Source organism: Coprococcus aceti, assembly GCF_025567285.1.
Taxonomy (GTDB): domain Bacteria; phylum Bacillota; class Clostridia; order Lachnospirales; family Lachnospiraceae; genus Coprococcus; species Coprococcus aceti.
On record NZ_JAOQJT010000003.1, the window covers coordinates 59,970 to 75,565 of the forward strand.

A 15,596-nucleotide genomic window follows, 5' to 3' on the forward strand; every position below is an offset into this window, starting at 1 on the left:
AATGGGGTTAAAACAGATGATAAAGAAGCTTGGAACAAAGTACAGGATAAAATGTATTATTGGAGCAGTGATATTTGCAGCAATCGGAATCTCCGGTGTTGCTGCAGCAATGGGGGTAGATGAAGGATCGATATGGATAGGGCTTGGATCCGCGATGTTCCTCGCATTTGCGGCATGGTTTGTATCCCTGGCAATAAGGCAGAGCAACATAAGAGACGTACTGGATTACTGCAAGAAGAAGCCAAATCCTGAATATGAGATGGAGAGGATAGAGCAGTTTTACAGATCAGGTGCTGCAGTGAATGGCCTCAGATTAAATAACGAGTTCTTCATGTATATCAAGGGTGACACGGTGAATTTTGCCGAGACCAGGGAGCTTATGTGGGTATATAAGCTCATAAACCAGAACAAAGTGTACGGAATTAAGGCGGGTAAGTCTTACCAGATCGAGGTCAGGCTGAATGATGGCAGCGGAATGGCGCTTCCGATGAGGAAGGAGAAGGACTGTGATGACACCCTTGCATACATAGAATGCATGGTTCCATACATAATAATAGGATACAACGATGAGATAAATAAGATATATAACCACAATCAGAAGGAACTGGAGAAAATGGTGGATGAGAGAAGACACCAGTACTTCCAGCAGGTTCCAATGAGATAGATAATGGCATGAGGTATATCTGTACAAAAAGGATGGTGGCATATGGGTATGGCGGATATTGACAGGCACAGCGGAATGGAGAAGCTGCGGGATATGCCTCAGGGAAGTCCGGAGGATGTGAAAATGCTCGGCCTGTTCATGGATGTGGGAGCCATGATGATCCGGAATGGCTCGGAGGTGAAGAGAGTGGAGGATACACTCAGACGAATGGGAGCTGCTTATGGAGCAGAGCGTATGGACGTATTTGCTATTACATCCACTCTGGTATGTACCATGAACATGCCGGATGGATCGGTGTGCTCCATGACCAGAGGAACCAGGGATGGGACAAAGACGGACTTCTGGAAGCTGGAGCGGATAAATGCCCTGAGCAGAGAGTATTGCAGACAGCCACTAGCCACTGAGGGCCTGAAAGAACGAATTGAAGAGATAGAGCAGGCATCAGCGCCGAGATTCCGGGTGTGCGTGGGAAGCGTGCTGGCGGCGGGAGCGCTTGCGGTATTCTTCGGCGGAACCATACTTGATGGAGCTATGGCGGCGGCATTTGCTGTGGGGATATGGCTGATGCAGATGTATTTCGCCCCGATATGTACCAACAACATACTGTTTAATTTTCTGTGTTCATTTGTCACAGGAGTGCTGATCGGACTGGCGGGGCGTGTGTTTCCAATACATGAGGACAAGGTCATGATAGGAGACATTATGCTGCTGATCCCGGGACTTGCGCTGACAAATGCAGTGAAGGACATGTTTGTAGGGGATACGATAACGGGAAGTCTGAGGCTGGTTGAGTCGCTGCTCTGGGCGGCGGCGATAGCGTGCGGATTTGCACTGGCGGTATTTATCACGATTTAGGAGGTGCAGACAAGTGCAGCAAACGATCATACAGGTTGTCACTGCTCTATTAGGTTCGCTGGGATTTGCTTTTATGTTCAATCTAGGAAAGAGAAATGTGATACCGGCGGCGGTCAATGGAATGTGCACATGGATAGTATACATTCTGGTCAGAAATATCATAGATGACGTATTTATCCCATCTCTTGCGGCAAGCCTGTGGGCTGCCATATATGCTGAGATAGCGGCAAGGATCATGAAAGCACCGGCAAATCAGTATCTCATAGTCGGACTTATCCCGCTTCTGCCGGGGGCTCCGCTCTATTACACACTGAGCGCGGCATTTGATTCAGACTGGAAGGCCGCAAGCGCATATGGCAATTCCACAATGCTGTTCGTGCTTGGGATTGCGGTGGGAATAAGCGCAGTCTGTGGATGTGATGACATAATAAGGAGGCTTAAGAACAAAAAGACGGAAAGCTTGAGTAAACACATATAAGGTGTTATGATACAGGTTAAGTGTTATATTAAGGAGATCGAGGGTTATGCTTGAGAAGTATGGAAAAAAGCTGTTTATATTGCTTGGATGTGATGTAGTATATTTTATATTGTGGGTTATACCGGCCATAAGGATACCTGCTTCATCTGCGATTTTTACCGGACTTGGGCTTATGACCATGACGGCACTCAGCTTTGTTGAGGTTGAGGATGATACATTTGACAGGGTGACAGGTGATGAGAAGTGGTTTAAGATAGCCTTTCTGGTGGGAGCGGCACTCACGCTTGTGGGAATCATACTCCTGCTGATGTTTTTCAAATTCTAAATATAATGTGGATTATAGATCCCTTCCGTATGATTAGGTACATCATACGGAAGGGATTTTTTCGTCTTAAGAATATCTTAAAGTTCCCGGCAATTGTTTCTTAATGTACACCCATTTTACAATACATTATGAGCAGAGACATTTCTGAAGTTTAATGTGAAGGGAGGCAGAAAATGTCAGGAAATTCGTGGCGGAAAACTGCGCTGGTCATGTCTGTACTTGCCGTATGTGGCATGTGTGGCTGTGAGAACAGGTCGAGCAGTGATGAGGACAGGACAGATTACATATATGGTGATTCCATTGAGGAGAATCATGGCGGAGGACCACTCGGTATAAGGCTTGGCGTTCCTGATAGCTGTGATCTAACATTTGATACCGGTCATTCAAAGCTTTCGGAGATAAGTCTTGTGGATGATGACATACAGGTTGCAAATGTGGACAGGGCGTATACTGTAAGCTTTGACAGGATGAGGATGGATACGTCGAGGATACAGGACATGGTGGAGAGTGTATTTGACAAAGACCAGGGAATATATTGCCGTGATGACGGCGACGAGAATATGACGAAGGAGGAGATACAGAAGGAGATAGACCTCATAGAGGTGTACAGGCAGCAGGCGCTGGAAGAAAGGCAGCAGGATGTTGCGGAGATATATGAGAGTGACATAGCAGAGACGAAGAATCGGATGAAGGAAGCCCCCGATTCGTATACGCCGGTCAGAGAATATACGACAAATAAGATATACATAGGCCAGCATGACGGTGAACAGTACAGCCTGTGGATATCCGGGGATGACACAGCAGATGCATCTGGCAGGGTAAGCATAGTATATGAGCCGGCGGGTGATCAGGAGCAGAAATATCTTGCAGATGTGGAAAATGCAGTGATGACGGAGACCGCCGGGGAAAACTATTTTGGCGGCGATATTGATGACCAGGAAAATAAATGTGGGATAGATGAAAATACAGCAGAGCATGAAGCTCAGGCATTTCTGGATAGGATGGGAATATCCGGAATGGCAAAATGCGGAAGTCAGGCTGTTGTGAGGTCGTGGCTGGACAGCGGATTTGAAATTATAAAAGCTGAAAAGAATGGGTACATGTTCGAATTTGGAATACAGATCGGCGGAGTGGATACTGCCTATATAGACCCGACAGGAGTGGATAACCTGAAGAATAAAAATGGTTACGTCATGTACGAGGGTGACTGGATATCCGTATGTGTGGATGACAGCGGAGTGTTTAATGTGAGAGCAACCTTAAGTACGGATACGGATTCATTTGTCAGGGAAAAGGTGGATCTCCTAAGCTGGGAAGATATGGTGAATAAGGCTGACGAGAGCATAGCGGAATATTATGAAAAATATCCTACCGCCTATTCAGAGGTGCGGTTTAACAATGTGGAATTTATGTATGTTCCCTGTATACAGGATGGAGAAAATCTTGTGTACATACCGGTATGGGTACTGACCCAGTCTGAAAATAATGACATCTCAGATGAGCATGGCGCATACGATAATATAGTGCAGCTTGTGTACATAAACGCAGTGGATGGAAGCTGTGTAGATATAATTGAGACTGCAAAATGTCTTGAGACATGGTACGGAACAGACCCGGAGACTGGGGCAGGAACAAAAACCATATCAAAATAAATGTGCTGATATGGTCAGATGAAATGTCTAATATATGAATATTTGCGAAATGACAAGGAGGAAGATAATCATGGGAAAGAGAGCGACAAGAATAGCGGCATGTGTGCTGGCAGGAGTGATGGCGATGCAGATGACAGGATGTGGAAATAAAAAGGTTGATTATACATTGGATGGAGAGTCGGGTTCGGCAAGTGGATACAGTGATGATGGCAGTAACGATGCGGGTGGCAGCCTTGCAAAGAGTCTGGGAATCCCGGAGAAGTGTGATGAGACATTTGATGTGGGCAATTCGGGCTTGTCAGAGATAAGCTGTTCCGGTTCGATAGATATTCCTGATACGGATTCCATGAAGAGGGTATATTACAGCACTATGAAGCTTGATGCTGCACAGATACAGAGCATTGTCGAGGGACTCCTGGACAAGTCCCAGGGCATATATATCCGCAAGGATGGAGTGCAGACCAAGGATGAGCTGAAGAGTATGATAGAGAGTACAGAGAAGTTTAAGAAGGAGGCTCAGGGGCAGGGGGATGATTCGTCGGATGCCTGGTATGATACCCAGATAGAGACATACAAGAAGCAGATGGCAGATGCACCGGATTCACTTCCTTTGCTGGAGAATTATGATGATCCGTATTCATCGTATACAGGCAAATATGGAGACAAGGAATATACGGTGAGTATATCACAGTATGGCGGTGAGGATGACAATACAGACGCAGGTGTGTATATATCATTTTACAAATCCGAGAGTGAGGAAAACAAGCTTTTGGATGGTGTGAGCGGCGCAACATACACCTATGTGACGGGCATCAGCAATGCCACAGACATAGATCTGACCAATGTCACAAATGAGAGCAAACTCACGGAGAACGATGCCATATCCCAAGCGATGAATTTCCTCTCAAAGATGGGGATAGACGGTATGGAGAGTACAAAGACAGAGCCGCTTGCCAGAATATGGTCGGATGACAATGGCGAGGTAAAGCAGACCAAGGTGAGTGGATACTCGGTAACGCTCAGCAGGTCTATATACGGAGCAAAGGAGAGAGAGGGCGAATTATATAACGTTGACAATCTCCAGACACAGAATGGCTATATGTTTGAGCCTGGTGACAGTGTAACATTAAATATTGATGATGATGGAGTTGTAGATATGTTTTCCCAGCTTTACACAGATCCTTCATCCCTGCAGGCGGAGGATGTGGAACTCATGAGCTGGAACGACATGATCGCAAAGGCAAATGAGGGCATTGCAACATATTATGAGAAATACCAGACCAGATATGGCAAGGTTCAGTTCAACAACGTGGCACTCAGATACATGGCGACAGCAGATGACGATGGAAAGCTCTGCTACATTCCTGCATGGATATTTACACAGAGCGAGGAGCTTCGGGGACAGGACACGGTAGGGGAGATATCCCAGATTATATGTATAAATGCAATTGACGGAAGCTGCATTGACATAGTGGATAATGCCAAGAAGATGAAGTTGTGGGAGACGTATTAAACGGATTATTACATCTAAATCTATCAAAAATTACATTTGCATTAATTATCACAAATTAGGGTATATAATATGTTTTGGTGTTAGCTTGTGTAATTTATGTGCAGATGATATTATGAATGATAGGAGAAGTTGTGAGATTTGTTTATAATACATTTATCTTGGATAGGGCAGAATATGCAAAAATCTGCAGAGAAATAAATACGAATTATAGTAAATACGAAGGAAAAACATACGCAGTACATATTTCGTATGGAATAGATAATAAACCATATTGGTATTATTTTGAGAATCATGGATATGATAACTATAATATATATATATGAGAATAGAAATGTAAGGGGGCGTAGTTATGGAAGAATTAAGAAAACTGCTCAACAATATAGATGATTCTTATTTTGAGTTTGTCTCGGCTATGGAGCATTATGCTCAGAAGAATGCAGCAAGATTAGAAATGCTCACTGCTTATATCAAAAGAAATCCAGGCGTAAAATCCGCAGATGTTATAAAGTTTGTTTCGGATCAGCCGGATTTTGCAGATGATGCCGCTTACATGAGGGTATGCTAGATATTGTAGTTATAAGAAAGTAATAAAAATACAGACAGTCAATTGTTTTTTGAGGTCACTTCATTCACAATTGTGCTGTCTGTATTTTTATCTGAAAGTATCAGTTTTAAGCTGACTAATTCTACAGGTGAAGGACTCTGTCCTTGATCTCCTGTGTACGTCCCTGATTCCAGAACTGGGTTCCGATATAACCGCAGGTACGTCTTGCAACGAAGAGAGTGTTCTGGTCGCGGTTGCCGCAGTTAGGGCACTCCCACACCAACTTGCCATAATCGTCTGTCACGATCTTGATCTCGCCGTCATAGCCACATTTCTCACAGTAGTCGCTCTTGGTGTTGAGCTCTGCATAGAGAATGTTGTCGTATATGAACTTCATGACTTCAAGGACTGCGTCTATGTTATTCTGGAGGTTTGGAACCTCAACATAGCTGATGGCGCCGCCCGGTGACAGCTTCTGGAATTCTGACTCAAACTTCAGCTTGCTGAAGGCGTCTATGTGCTCGGTTACATGTACGTGATAGCTGTTGGTTATGTAATTCTTGTCTGTTACGCCCGGGATGATGCCGAAACGCTTCTGCAGATTCTTGGCAAATTTATAAGTAGTGGACTCCATAGGTGTTCCGTATACGGAATAGCTGATATTCTCAGCAGCCTTCCACTCAGCACATTTGTCGTTGAGCTTCTGCATTACAGCGAGCGCAAATTTCTTGCCTTCCTCGGATGTATGTGTTTTGCCGATCATACGGACACACATTTCGCAGAGACCGGCATAGCCAAGGGAAATAGTTGAGTAGCCGCCGAAGAGCAGCTTGTCAATCTTCTCGCCTTTCTTAAGTCTTGCCAGCGCACCGTGCTGCCACAGTATAGGAGCGACATCTGATATGGTCCCGAGCAGTCTTTCATGTCTGCATCTGAGTGCCTTGTGACAAAGCTCAAGACGCTCGTCCAGGATCTTCCAGAATTTGTCCATGTCGCCGTATGATGAACATGCCACATCAACAAGATTAATGGTCACGACGCCCTGGTTAAAACGTCCGTAATATTTGCGGGATCCATCAGGATTCCTGATGCCGTCCTCCTTTGTAGGAAATGATCTGCAGCCCATGCATGGATATACGTCGCCGTCCTTCATCTCTCTCATGACTTTGGCGGAGATGTAGTCAGGAACCATACGTTTTGCGGTGCATTTGGCGGCAAGCTCGGTCAGATACCAGTATTTGGAATCTGTGGTGATGTTGTCCTCGTCCAGAACATATATGAGCTTAGGAAATGCCGGAGTGATCCAGATTCCCTTCTCGTTCTTAACTCCTTTGATCCTCTGATTCAGGACCTCCTCTATGATGAGTGCCAGGTCATCCCTTGTCTGTCCCTCAGGAACCTCATCCAGGTACATGAACATGGTGACAAATGGTGCCTGTCCGTTACATGTCATCAGGGTGATGAGCTGGTACTGTATAGTCTGTATTCCACTTTTGACCTCGTTCAGAAGTCTCTTCTCTGTTATCTTGTCGATAATGGCATCATCAAGGGATTCGCCACAGTCCTTGCGCTCCTCGATGACCTGTGCACGGAGCTTCTTCCTGCTAACATCCACAAATGGTGCCAGATGGGACAGGGTAAATGTCTGTCCGCCGTACTGGTTGCTGGCAACCTGTGCCACGATCTGCGTGGTGACGTTGCATGCCGTGAAGAAGCTGTGCGGCTTCTCGATCATGGTCTCACTTATCACTGTTCCGTTCTGCAACATATCCTCAAGGTTGATGAGGTCACAGTTGTGCTCCTTCTGAGCGTAGTAGTCAGAATCATGGAAATGTATGATTCCGGCCTCATGTGCCTCAACTATATCCTCAGGCAGAAGCATTCTCTTGGTCAGATCTTTGGATACCTCACCGGCCATGTAGTCACGCTGTGTCGAGTTGATCACCGGATTCTTGTTGGAGTTTTCCTGATTGACTTCCTCGTTCATATGGTCTATGAGCGCAAGGATTCCGTTGTCCGTGGTGTTGGACTTACGTGCGAGCTCTCTCTTGTAACGGTAACGCACATATTTCTGTGCAACCTCATATCCTCTCATCTCCATGATACCGGTCTCGACCATATCCTGAATGTCCTCCACGTGAACTGCGTGGGACATTGATTCTATCTGTTTCTCCAGGTTGTCCGCGATGGCGTGAACCTGATATTCGTTGAGCTGGTGGAGTTTGTCAACCTCATTGTTGGCAGCTTTGATGGCATTCTCGATCTTTGACAGGTCAAATGTCACCTCTTCTCCATTCCTTTTGATTACGTGTACGTGTGTTTTAGCTTCCTCTGACACAGCAATAGCCTCCCTCTTCCAATTCAATGGTAAATTTAATCGTAATATTCCAATCATTCAAGTTAACTGAAATCAGGCCAATCAGGTCTGGTTCGACGTAATATAGTAGATGCGGCTGCCTGTGCCGCATGGAATTATTTATAAAGAAAAAATATGTAAACACAATATATTTGGTGGAAATAATGTGAAGCACCCACTAGATATTGTGCTCTGTTATTATAGCCATCACAAATGATATTGTAAAGATGAAAAATGTGCTTTTACACAATAAAAATCCCGTGAGGCGCATAAACCTTGACAAATTTTGAGAAAAAATTTTTGAGGGCTGTCAAAGCCTTGACAAGCAACCATAAAAAGTGATACACACTTATATGAATACAATTTCTAACAGGTATTAATACAAATATCAAGGAGATAAAAAAATGCAGGAATTAAAGCCAATCAAAGAAGGTAAGGTACGTGAGATTTATGACAATGGAGACAGCCTGATCATGGTAGCTACAGACCGTATAAGCTGCTTCGATGTCATCCTCGACAATGTAATTTCCAAGAAGGGAACAGTTCTGACACAGATGTCAAAGTTCTGGTTTGACATGACACAGGACATTCTTCCTAACCACATGATCTCAGTTGATGTAAAGGATATGCCTGAGTTCTTCCAGCAGGAGAAGTTCGACGGCAACAGCATGATGTGCAGAAAGCTTGAGATGCTTCCAATCGAGTGTATCGTTCGTGGATACATCACAGGAAGCGGCTGGGCAAGCTACAAGGAGAACGGCACAGTATGTGGAATCAAGCTCCCAGAGGGATTAAAGGAGTCTGATAAGCTTCCTGAGCCTATCTACACACCATCAACAAAGGCCGAGATTGGCGATCACGATGAGAATATATCATATGAGCAGAGCATTGCTCACCTTGAGAAGTACTTCCCTGGCAAGGGCGAGGAGTACGCTTCAAAGCTCAAGGAGTACACCATCACACTTTACAAGAAGTGTGCAGAGTACGCACTTACAAGAGGAATCATCATTGCAGATACAAAGTTTGAGTTTGGTCTCGATGAGAATGGCAATATCGTTCTCGGCGATGAGATGCTTACACCTGACAGCTCAAGATTCTGGCCAGCAGATGTATATGAGCCAGGTCATGGTCAGCCATCATTTGACAAGCAGTTCGCACGTGACTGGCTGAAGGCTAATCCTGACAAGGGCTGGAAGCTTCCTGATGATGTCGCACAGAAGACCATCGACATCTACCTTGAGGGCTATGAGAAGCTCACAGGCAAGCCACTTGGAAAGTAATCAGTACATTATAATATATAGATGCAGTGTTGAGTGATGGCGGATAAACCGTATGTCACTGGATGTCTGCATGGCAGAAAAAAGACTCCCGGCGCAATGATATGTCCGGGAGCCTTTTTTTAAAGCATTTTCGCCAAAAGATAAAAACACAAAGTTATCTGACACCCGGCGGACAAGCCCTGAACTGGGAAATGACCGAAAATAGAGACTCATCAGGTTGTGAACTTCGTTGAAATAAATGTCTCCGGGTGGTAAAGTGTAAATGTTATGAAAAGGCAAAATCAAATGAGATTTTACAAGGAGGTAACAATGAAGAATATGCTGCGTGTGGCAGCCGTTACGCCGAAGGTCCACATCGGAAGTGTCAGCGGTAATGTCAGAGAGATAATGGATATATATGAAGAGTATAAGGATGCTGCAGATGTCATAGTGACGCCGGAGCTGTCTATCACGGGATATACCTGTGCGGATCTGTTTGAGAACAGAAAGCTCATAGATGGTGCGAGAAGAGGACTTCTTCAGCTTGCCATGGCGACTTGTACTGGTCAGTCGGCACTGGTGGTCGGTCTGCCATTTGAGGTGGACGGAGAGCTGTTCAACTGTGCGGCGTTCCTGCAGGGCGGAAGAGTCGTGGCCATCGTGCCGAAGACTTACCTTCCAAACTACGGTGAGTTCTACGAGAAGAGATGGTTCTCAGCCAGAAAGTATGATGCGGTGATGGTCAATCTCATGGACCCGGAAGATGATGGAGATGAGCTTGAATACAATGCCGGTTCAAAGAAAGCCGGGGACAGGGCTGTTGGCAGTGAAGTGCTGTTTGGCAACAATGTGATGATAGAGATGGGCAGCGGAGACCAGAGAGTCAAGCTTGGCATAGAGATATGTGAGGATGCCTGGACTCCGGTTTCGCCGGGAAGACTTCTTGCCATGGCGGGAGCAGAGGTGATACTCAACCTTTCCGCGTCAAATGAGGTCATCGGAAAGGCTGCATACAGGCACAAGCTGATAGGAAGTGTGTCGTCGGACTGCCTGTGCGGATATGTGTATGTGTCGGCTGGAATGTACGAGTCCACATCGGATCTGGTATTTTCAGGACACAATCTGATGTACGAGAACGGCAAACTCCTCGGCGAGGTAAAGCCATTTGAGGATGGAGTGCTGATAAGGGATATAAGTCTCACCAAGATCAGACACGACAGGATAGCCAACAAGTCATTTGCCGACTGCAAGCGTGATTTCGCATTCAGAAAGTATGAGACGGTGGTGTGTGATACCCCACTCATGGACAAAGGAAATGTGCTCATGAAGGTGAAGATGACACCATTTGTCCCATCGGGAAATAAGCTTGAGAGGTGCATGGCGATATTCAAGATGCAGGTTGCCGGACTTCAGAGAAGGATAGAGGCGACCCACTGTAAATGTGTGGTCGTGGGAGTGTCAGGTGGACTTGATTCCACACTGGCTTTGCTGGTTTCAGCACAGGCGGTGAAGAATGCGGGACTTCCACCCACAACTGTCGTGGGAATCACCATGCCGGGATTTGGAACGACAAACAGGACGAAGAACAACTCCACGGAACTCATGAGACTGCTCGGTTGTGACAGCAGAGAGATAAGCATAGCTGCATCGGTGAGACAGCATTTTGCCGATATTGGACAGGACGAGAGCGTGCATGACGTCACTTATGAGAACTGTCAGGCGAGGGAGAGAACACAGATACTCATGGATGTCGCCAACAAGAAGGGCGGATTCGTGGTTGGAACCGGAGATCTCTCGGAGCTGGCACTTGGCTGGTGCACCTACAACGGCGACCATATGAGCATGTATGCGGTGAATACAAGTATACCAAAGACGCTGGTGCGCTCACTTGTGAACGAAGTCGGACACTTCATGGAGGTTGATGGATTTGTGGGTATCGCGCCGATCATAGACGATATCATAGACACACCGGTCAGCCCGGAGCTGCTTCCACCGAACCCGGACGGAACCATCGCGCAGAAGACGGAGGACACCGTGGGATCATACATCCTGCACGATTTCTTCTTATATTATACATTGCGATATGGAATGTCACCTGAGGAGGTAAATGAGCTGTGCAAGGAGGCTGTAAGACAGAGTGACGAGTACAATTTCTCAGACAGCGAGATCGATAAATGGCAGAAGGTATTCTACACGAGATTCTTCCGCCAGCAGTTCAAGAGGAACTGTATGCCGGACGGTGTGAAAGTTGGAACCGTGTCGGTCAGCCCGAGAGGAGATCTGAGACTGCCGTCTGAGATAGAGTTTGAGGATTTTTTGTAATATAATTTAGGAGGACAAAGAAATGCCATTTATAGATTCAAAGGTTACAGTGAAGATGAGCGATGACCAGAAGGAGACTCTTAAGAGCAGTCTCGGTCAGGCGATAACAACGATGAACAAGACGGAGAGCTACCTTATGGTCGGCATCAACGATGGATACGACCTGTTCATGGGCGGAAAGAAACTTGATAAGGGTGCATATGTGGAAGTTAGCGTATTCGGTGATGTGACTCCTAAAGCGTGTGATGCCATGACAGGAAAGATCTGCGATATATTTGCAGATGTACTTGGAATCCCGGGAAATGCGGTGTACGTGACTTACCACGGCGTACATGACTGGGGCTGGAACGGCGGTAATTTCTGATGTGGGAGATAGAAGTCCTTGACGCTCTCCAGAATATACATACCCCATGGCTTGACAAGCTCATGGTGGCGATCACATCCCTTGGAAATGCGGGAATACTGTGGATAGTGCTGGCGGCTGTGCTGCTGATTATTCCAAAGACGAGGAAGGCAGGGCTGTGCATGGCCATCGCACTTATCCTTGATCTTCTTATAACCAACTGCCTGTTAAAGAATCTTGTCGCCAGAACAAGACCATATGATGTGGCGGATTTTACAGATCTGATAGTGAAGAAACCAACGGATTACTCCTTCCCATCGGGACACACGGCGGCGTCATTTGCGGCTGTCACGGCGTTGTTCATGAGCAGGAAGAAACTGCTGGGCGCAATATCCTGTGTGATAGCGATCCTCATAGCGTTCTCAAGAATGTATCTGTATGTGCATTTCCCAACAGATATCATTGGCGGAATAGTGGTAGGCGTGGCAGCTGGAGTGGCAGCAGGATTTATACTTAGAGCGATTGATAAATGATTTGGCGGATCGTTGGTTTGGAGGGATACGATTATGAGTGAATATACCATACTGCCGTTGATCAATGCAGCATTTCAGCCGGGTGAAGCGAAAAAGATGGTAGACAGTTTTGAAGACAGGGATTTTCAGGAGATAGCACGTGCTGAATACTATTATTTTACCGGGCAGGCGGAGGAGTGCAATCATATAGCAGAACGTTATCTGATGAGCCATAATATAAAATTGAAGATGTCATCCTGCCTGTTATATGTATACTCTAATCTGACACTTGGCAGAGAAGCTGCATCAAGGAAAGGACTGAGGGAGATTCAGAAATGTCTTGAAAAAGAGACGAAAAATCCTTCATCCGCTGAGGACAGGGCTGTCAGTGTATTTGCGGGATATATGTCCTCTGTGCTTTTGCATCTTTCGGTGGATGAACTTCCGGATGTGGAGCTTTATGCAGTAACATTGCCGCCTGGAATTAAGCTGTTTTCTGCCTATGTAATAGCTCACATGGCATATTTAAAAGGCGAGTATGGCAGGGCACTTGGAATTTGCGAGGCAGCATTGATGTTCAGGGATGATATATATCCTATTAGTATGATCTATCTGTATTGTATGATTGCAATGTGTCAGATGAATCTGAAAAATCAGCAGAAAGCAAAAGATGCATTGATGCTGGCGTGGAACGTGGCGAAAGAAGACGAATTTCTGGAACCTTTCGTTGAACATCATGGTTTGCTGCAGGGACTTCTGGAGTCATGTATCCGCAAGGAGGATTCAAAACTATATAACAAATTATCTGATAAAGTCATTGCCTTTAGCAGGGGATGGATGTCAATCCACAATCCTATGTCAGGAAATTCAGTGACGGATGCATTATCCACAGTGGAATTCTCGATTGCAATGCTGGCAAGCCGAGATTGGAATAATCAGGAAATTGCAGATTATCTGGGATTTTCACCCAATACGGTTAAAACTTATCTGAGCAGGATTTATGAAAAAATGAATATAAATAAGAGGGATGAGCTGAAAAATTATATGCTGAAATAGGAAAATATACATTTTCGTATCGAAACGGAGATTACATGGAAGAAGTCAAAATGATAAAATCTTTATATACAGAAATCACTAACCAAACTCAGATTTATTTTTAAGGGAGGGAACTATATGAAGAGAAGAATTTTGACCACCCTGCTCACTATGTGCATGGTGCTGATGCTGCTGCGGATACCGGCATATGCGGGCAGAGCCTATTGCGACATCTGTGGTAAATGGGTAAGTACAACCGGAACTTATGAATACAAAGACGCTGGATATCATTGGCATCACGTTTATTGCACAGAATGTGGCACTAATATCACCAATCCACGTTCTGCGCATGTGTGGAGCGGAACGGCAACCTGCACAAGCGGACAGACTTGCACGATCTGCGGAGGAACATCCACCCCTCTCGGACATGATTGGAACTCAAACTGGATTTCGGATGAAAACAATCATTGGCATGAGTGTAATGTCTGCGCAGAAAAGGGCGATGTTGGAATACATATTTGGGATAATGGCACTATAACTATTTCTCCAACCTGCACAACAGAGGGGGAGAGAAAGTATACTTGCATTGGATGCGGCAGAATAAAAACAGAGACGATCCAAGCTACGGGTCACGACCTCGTACATCACGATGCACAGGCGGCGACTTGTACCGCAAACGGTTGGGAAACTTACGATACCTGCAGTAACTGTGATTACACCACCTATACGGAGATTCCGGCAGTAGGTCATAGTTATGGAGATGTAACATACACATGGAGCACAGACAATCAACACTGTACAGCAGAAAGAAAATGTACAGCATGTGATGGCGTAGAAAGTGAGACAGCAGATACAACAGCAACAGTAATACAGGAAAAGAACTGCGTATTGCCAGAATTAACTACATACAGTGTGACATTTGAAAATTCTGCTTTTGAATCTCAAACAAAGGAAAATGTACGGACAGCAGAAAACGCCGGTCACGATATGGAAAAAGTAGAAAAGCAAGCTGCTACTGCTGCCAAAGAAGGAAACAGCACATATTGGTTCTGTGATAAATGTAATAAGTATTTTAGTGATGAAGAAGCAGAAAATGAAATTAAAAAGGAAGACACAGTGCTTGCGAAACTTGCCCCTGTTATTATCAAGGGAGACGGAGCGACAGTAACAGCAGGTGCGAAGAATGCACTATCATTCACATCTGATGCTGCATACAGGGATTTTATTCGTGTTGAGGTTGACGGAAAGACCATAGATGAGAGTAATTATACGGTGGAATCTGGAAGTATAATCGTAACATTGAAAGAGGATTATGTTGCCGGTTTTTCGGAGGGTGAGCATACACTTGGCATTGTCTCTGAGAGCGGAACAGCGACAGCTCATTTTACAGTAAACGAGAAGACAACGGGGACACAGGAGCCTTCGGAAGACACAACCGGTACAACACAGGAGCCTTCGGAAGACACAACCAGTACAACACAGGAGCCTTCGGAAGGTACAACCAATAAAACACAGGAGACAAGTACAACGGATAAAACAACACAATCATCTCCAAAAACTGGTGACAGTACAGACTTGCAGTTGTATGTGATTCTTATGTTTGTTTCAATAGTGGGGGTTGCAGGAATTTGTGTTAAGAAAAGGTTCAAGACCCATTGATGGCTTTGAATGAAATGGCTGTTAGAGCGGAAATTACATATTAGATCTCTATAAAATGAGGCATATGGACTAAAAAGAT

Annotated in this window: 15 protein-coding genes; 14 read left to right on the top strand and 1 reads right to left on the bottom strand. The window is 45.3% G+C overall.

Annotated elements, in window-relative coordinates; genetic code table 11:
• The first annotated feature begins 1 nt into the window (after position 1).
• The 8 genes from OCV54_RS05155 to OCV54_RS05190 all read left to right on the top strand — a co-directional run bounded on the left by OCV54_RS05155 (position 2) and on the right by OCV54_RS05190 (position 6,052).
• Complete coding sequence (locus OCV54_RS05155; protein WP_262563263.1) at positions 2-664, top strand: DUF6709 family protein; 663 nt, start codon at positions 2-4, stop codon at positions 662-664.
• 42 nt (positions 665-706) lie between these two features.
• Entirely contained in the window at positions 707-1,519 is an 813-nt protein-coding gene (locus OCV54_RS05160; protein ID WP_055222927.1) for a threonine/serine exporter family protein, read from the top strand.
• Positions 1,520-1,532: 13 nt separating this feature from the next.
• A complete protein-coding gene (locus OCV54_RS05165) occupies positions 1,533-1,997 on the top strand; it encodes a threonine/serine exporter family protein (RefSeq protein ID WP_055222929.1) in 465 nt (154 codons plus the stop codon).
• Positions 1,998-2,043: 46 nt separating this feature from the next.
• The gene (locus OCV54_RS05170; RefSeq protein WP_015533590.1) at positions 2,044-2,322 is read left to right on the top strand and encodes a hypothetical protein; all 279 of its coding nucleotides are present in this window, start codon (positions 2,044-2,046) and stop codon (positions 2,320-2,322) included.
• A gap of 173 nt (positions 2,323-2,495) precedes the next feature.
• On the top strand, positions 2,496-3,974 hold the full coding sequence (locus OCV54_RS05175) for a DUF6034 family protein (RefSeq protein WP_055222931.1): 1,479 nt from the start codon (positions 2,496-2,498) through the stop codon (positions 3,972-3,974).
• Between the two features lie 70 nt (positions 3,975-4,044).
• Positions 4,045-5,487 carry a DUF6034 family protein gene (locus OCV54_RS05180; RefSeq protein ID WP_015533592.1) on the top strand — a complete coding sequence of 481 codons (1,443 nt, stop codon included), beginning with the start codon at positions 4,045-4,047 and terminating at the stop codon, positions 5,485-5,487.
• 116 nt (positions 5,488-5,603) lie between these two features.
• Positions 5,604-5,810 (top strand): hypothetical protein, encoded by a 207-nt coding sequence (locus OCV54_RS05185; RefSeq protein ID WP_015533593.1) that lies wholly within the window; start codon positions 5,604-5,606, stop codon positions 5,808-5,810.
• 26 nt (positions 5,811-5,836) lie between these two features.
• A complete protein-coding gene (locus tag OCV54_RS05190) occupies positions 5,837-6,052 on the top strand; it encodes a hypothetical protein (protein WP_015533594.1) in 216 nt (71 codons plus the stop codon).
• A gap of 121 nt (positions 6,053-6,173) precedes the next feature.
• Here the strand turns inward: OCV54_RS05190 and nrdD are convergent, their stop codons facing one another.
• Complete coding sequence (gene nrdD / locus OCV54_RS05195) at positions 6,174-8,369, bottom strand: anaerobic ribonucleoside-triphosphate reductase (RefSeq protein ID WP_022216859.1); 2,196 nt, start codon at positions 8,367-8,369, stop codon at positions 6,174-6,176.
• Positions 8,370-8,791: 422 nt separating this feature from the next.
• On the opposite strand from nrdD, the gene OCV54_RS05200 reads away from it, so the two are divergent.
• The 6 genes from OCV54_RS05200 (at position 8,792) to OCV54_RS05225 (ending at position 15,517) form a co-directional block, all read left to right on the top strand.
• On the top strand, positions 8,792-9,667 hold the full coding sequence (locus tag OCV54_RS05200) for a phosphoribosylaminoimidazolesuccinocarboxamide synthase (RefSeq protein ID WP_015533595.1): 876 nt from the start codon (positions 8,792-8,794) through the stop codon (positions 9,665-9,667).
• Positions 9,668-9,976: 309 nt separating this feature from the next.
• A complete protein-coding gene (locus OCV54_RS05205; protein ID WP_055222933.1) occupies positions 9,977-11,968 on the top strand; it encodes an NAD(+) synthase in 1,992 nt (663 codons plus the stop codon).
• Positions 11,969-11,990: 22 nt separating this feature from the next.
• The gene (locus OCV54_RS05210; protein WP_015533597.1) at positions 11,991-12,332 is read left to right on the top strand and encodes a phenylpyruvate tautomerase MIF-related protein; all 342 of its coding nucleotides are present in this window, start codon (positions 11,991-11,993) and stop codon (positions 12,330-12,332) included.
• A complete protein-coding gene (locus OCV54_RS05215; protein WP_015533598.1) occupies positions 12,332-12,844 on the top strand; it encodes a phosphatase PAP2 family protein in 513 nt (170 codons plus the stop codon). Before OCV54_RS05210 ends, OCV54_RS05215 begins: the two co-directional genes overlap by 1 nt.
• Positions 12,845-12,877: 33 nt before the next feature.
• The gene (locus tag OCV54_RS05220; RefSeq protein WP_015533599.1) at positions 12,878-13,879 is read left to right on the top strand and encodes a helix-turn-helix transcriptional regulator; all 1,002 of its coding nucleotides are present in this window, start codon (positions 12,878-12,880) and stop codon (positions 13,877-13,879) included.
• A gap of 117 nt (positions 13,880-13,996) precedes the next feature.
• Positions 13,997-15,517 carry a hemoblobin-interacting domain-containing protein gene (locus OCV54_RS05225; protein ID WP_055222937.1) on the top strand — a complete coding sequence of 507 codons (1,521 nt, stop codon included), beginning with the start codon at positions 13,997-13,999 and terminating at the stop codon, positions 15,515-15,517.
• The last annotated feature ends 79 nt before the right edge of the window (positions 15,518-15,596 follow it).

What these genes read in the sequence shown, in the direction of transcription:
- OCV54_RS05155 (WP_262563263.1), top strand. Translation starts at nt 2, where the DNA reads ATGGGGTTAAAACAGATGATAAAGAAGCTTGGAACAAAGTACAGGATA.
- OCV54_RS05160 (WP_055222927.1), top strand. Translation starts at nt 707, where the DNA reads ATGGGTATGGCGGATATTGACAGGCACAGCGGAATGGAGAAGCTGCGG.
- OCV54_RS05170 (WP_015533590.1), top strand. Translation starts at nt 2,044, where the DNA reads ATGCTTGAGAAGTATGGAAAAAAGCTGTTTATATTGCTTGGATGTGAT.
- OCV54_RS05175 (WP_055222931.1), top strand. Translation starts at nt 2,496, where the DNA reads ATGTCAGGAAATTCGTGGCGGAAAACTGCGCTGGTCATGTCTGTACTT.
- OCV54_RS05180 (WP_015533592.1), top strand. Translation starts at nt 4,045, where the DNA reads ATGGGAAAGAGAGCGACAAGAATAGCGGCATGTGTGCTGGCAGGAGTG.
- OCV54_RS05185 (WP_015533593.1), top strand. Translation starts at nt 5,604, where the DNA reads ATGATAGGAGAAGTTGTGAGATTTGTTTATAATACATTTATCTTGGAT.
- OCV54_RS05190 (WP_015533594.1), top strand. Translation starts at nt 5,837, where the DNA reads ATGGAAGAATTAAGAAAACTGCTCAACAATATAGATGATTCTTATTTT.
- OCV54_RS05200 (WP_015533595.1), top strand. Translation starts at nt 8,792, where the DNA reads ATGCAGGAATTAAAGCCAATCAAAGAAGGTAAGGTACGTGAGATTTAT.
- OCV54_RS05205 (WP_055222933.1), top strand. Translation starts at nt 9,977, where the DNA reads ATGAAGAATATGCTGCGTGTGGCAGCCGTTACGCCGAAGGTCCACATC.
- OCV54_RS05210 (WP_015533597.1), top strand. Translation starts at nt 11,991, where the DNA reads ATGCCATTTATAGATTCAAAGGTTACAGTGAAGATGAGCGATGACCAG.
- OCV54_RS05215 (WP_015533598.1), top strand. Translation starts at nt 12,332, where the DNA reads ATGTGGGAGATAGAAGTCCTTGACGCTCTCCAGAATATACATACCCCA.
- OCV54_RS05220 (WP_015533599.1), top strand. Translation starts at nt 12,878, where the DNA reads ATGAGTGAATATACCATACTGCCGTTGATCAATGCAGCATTTCAGCCG.
- OCV54_RS05225 (WP_055222937.1), top strand. Translation starts at nt 13,997, where the DNA reads ATGAAGAGAAGAATTTTGACCACCCTGCTCACTATGTGCATGGTGCTG.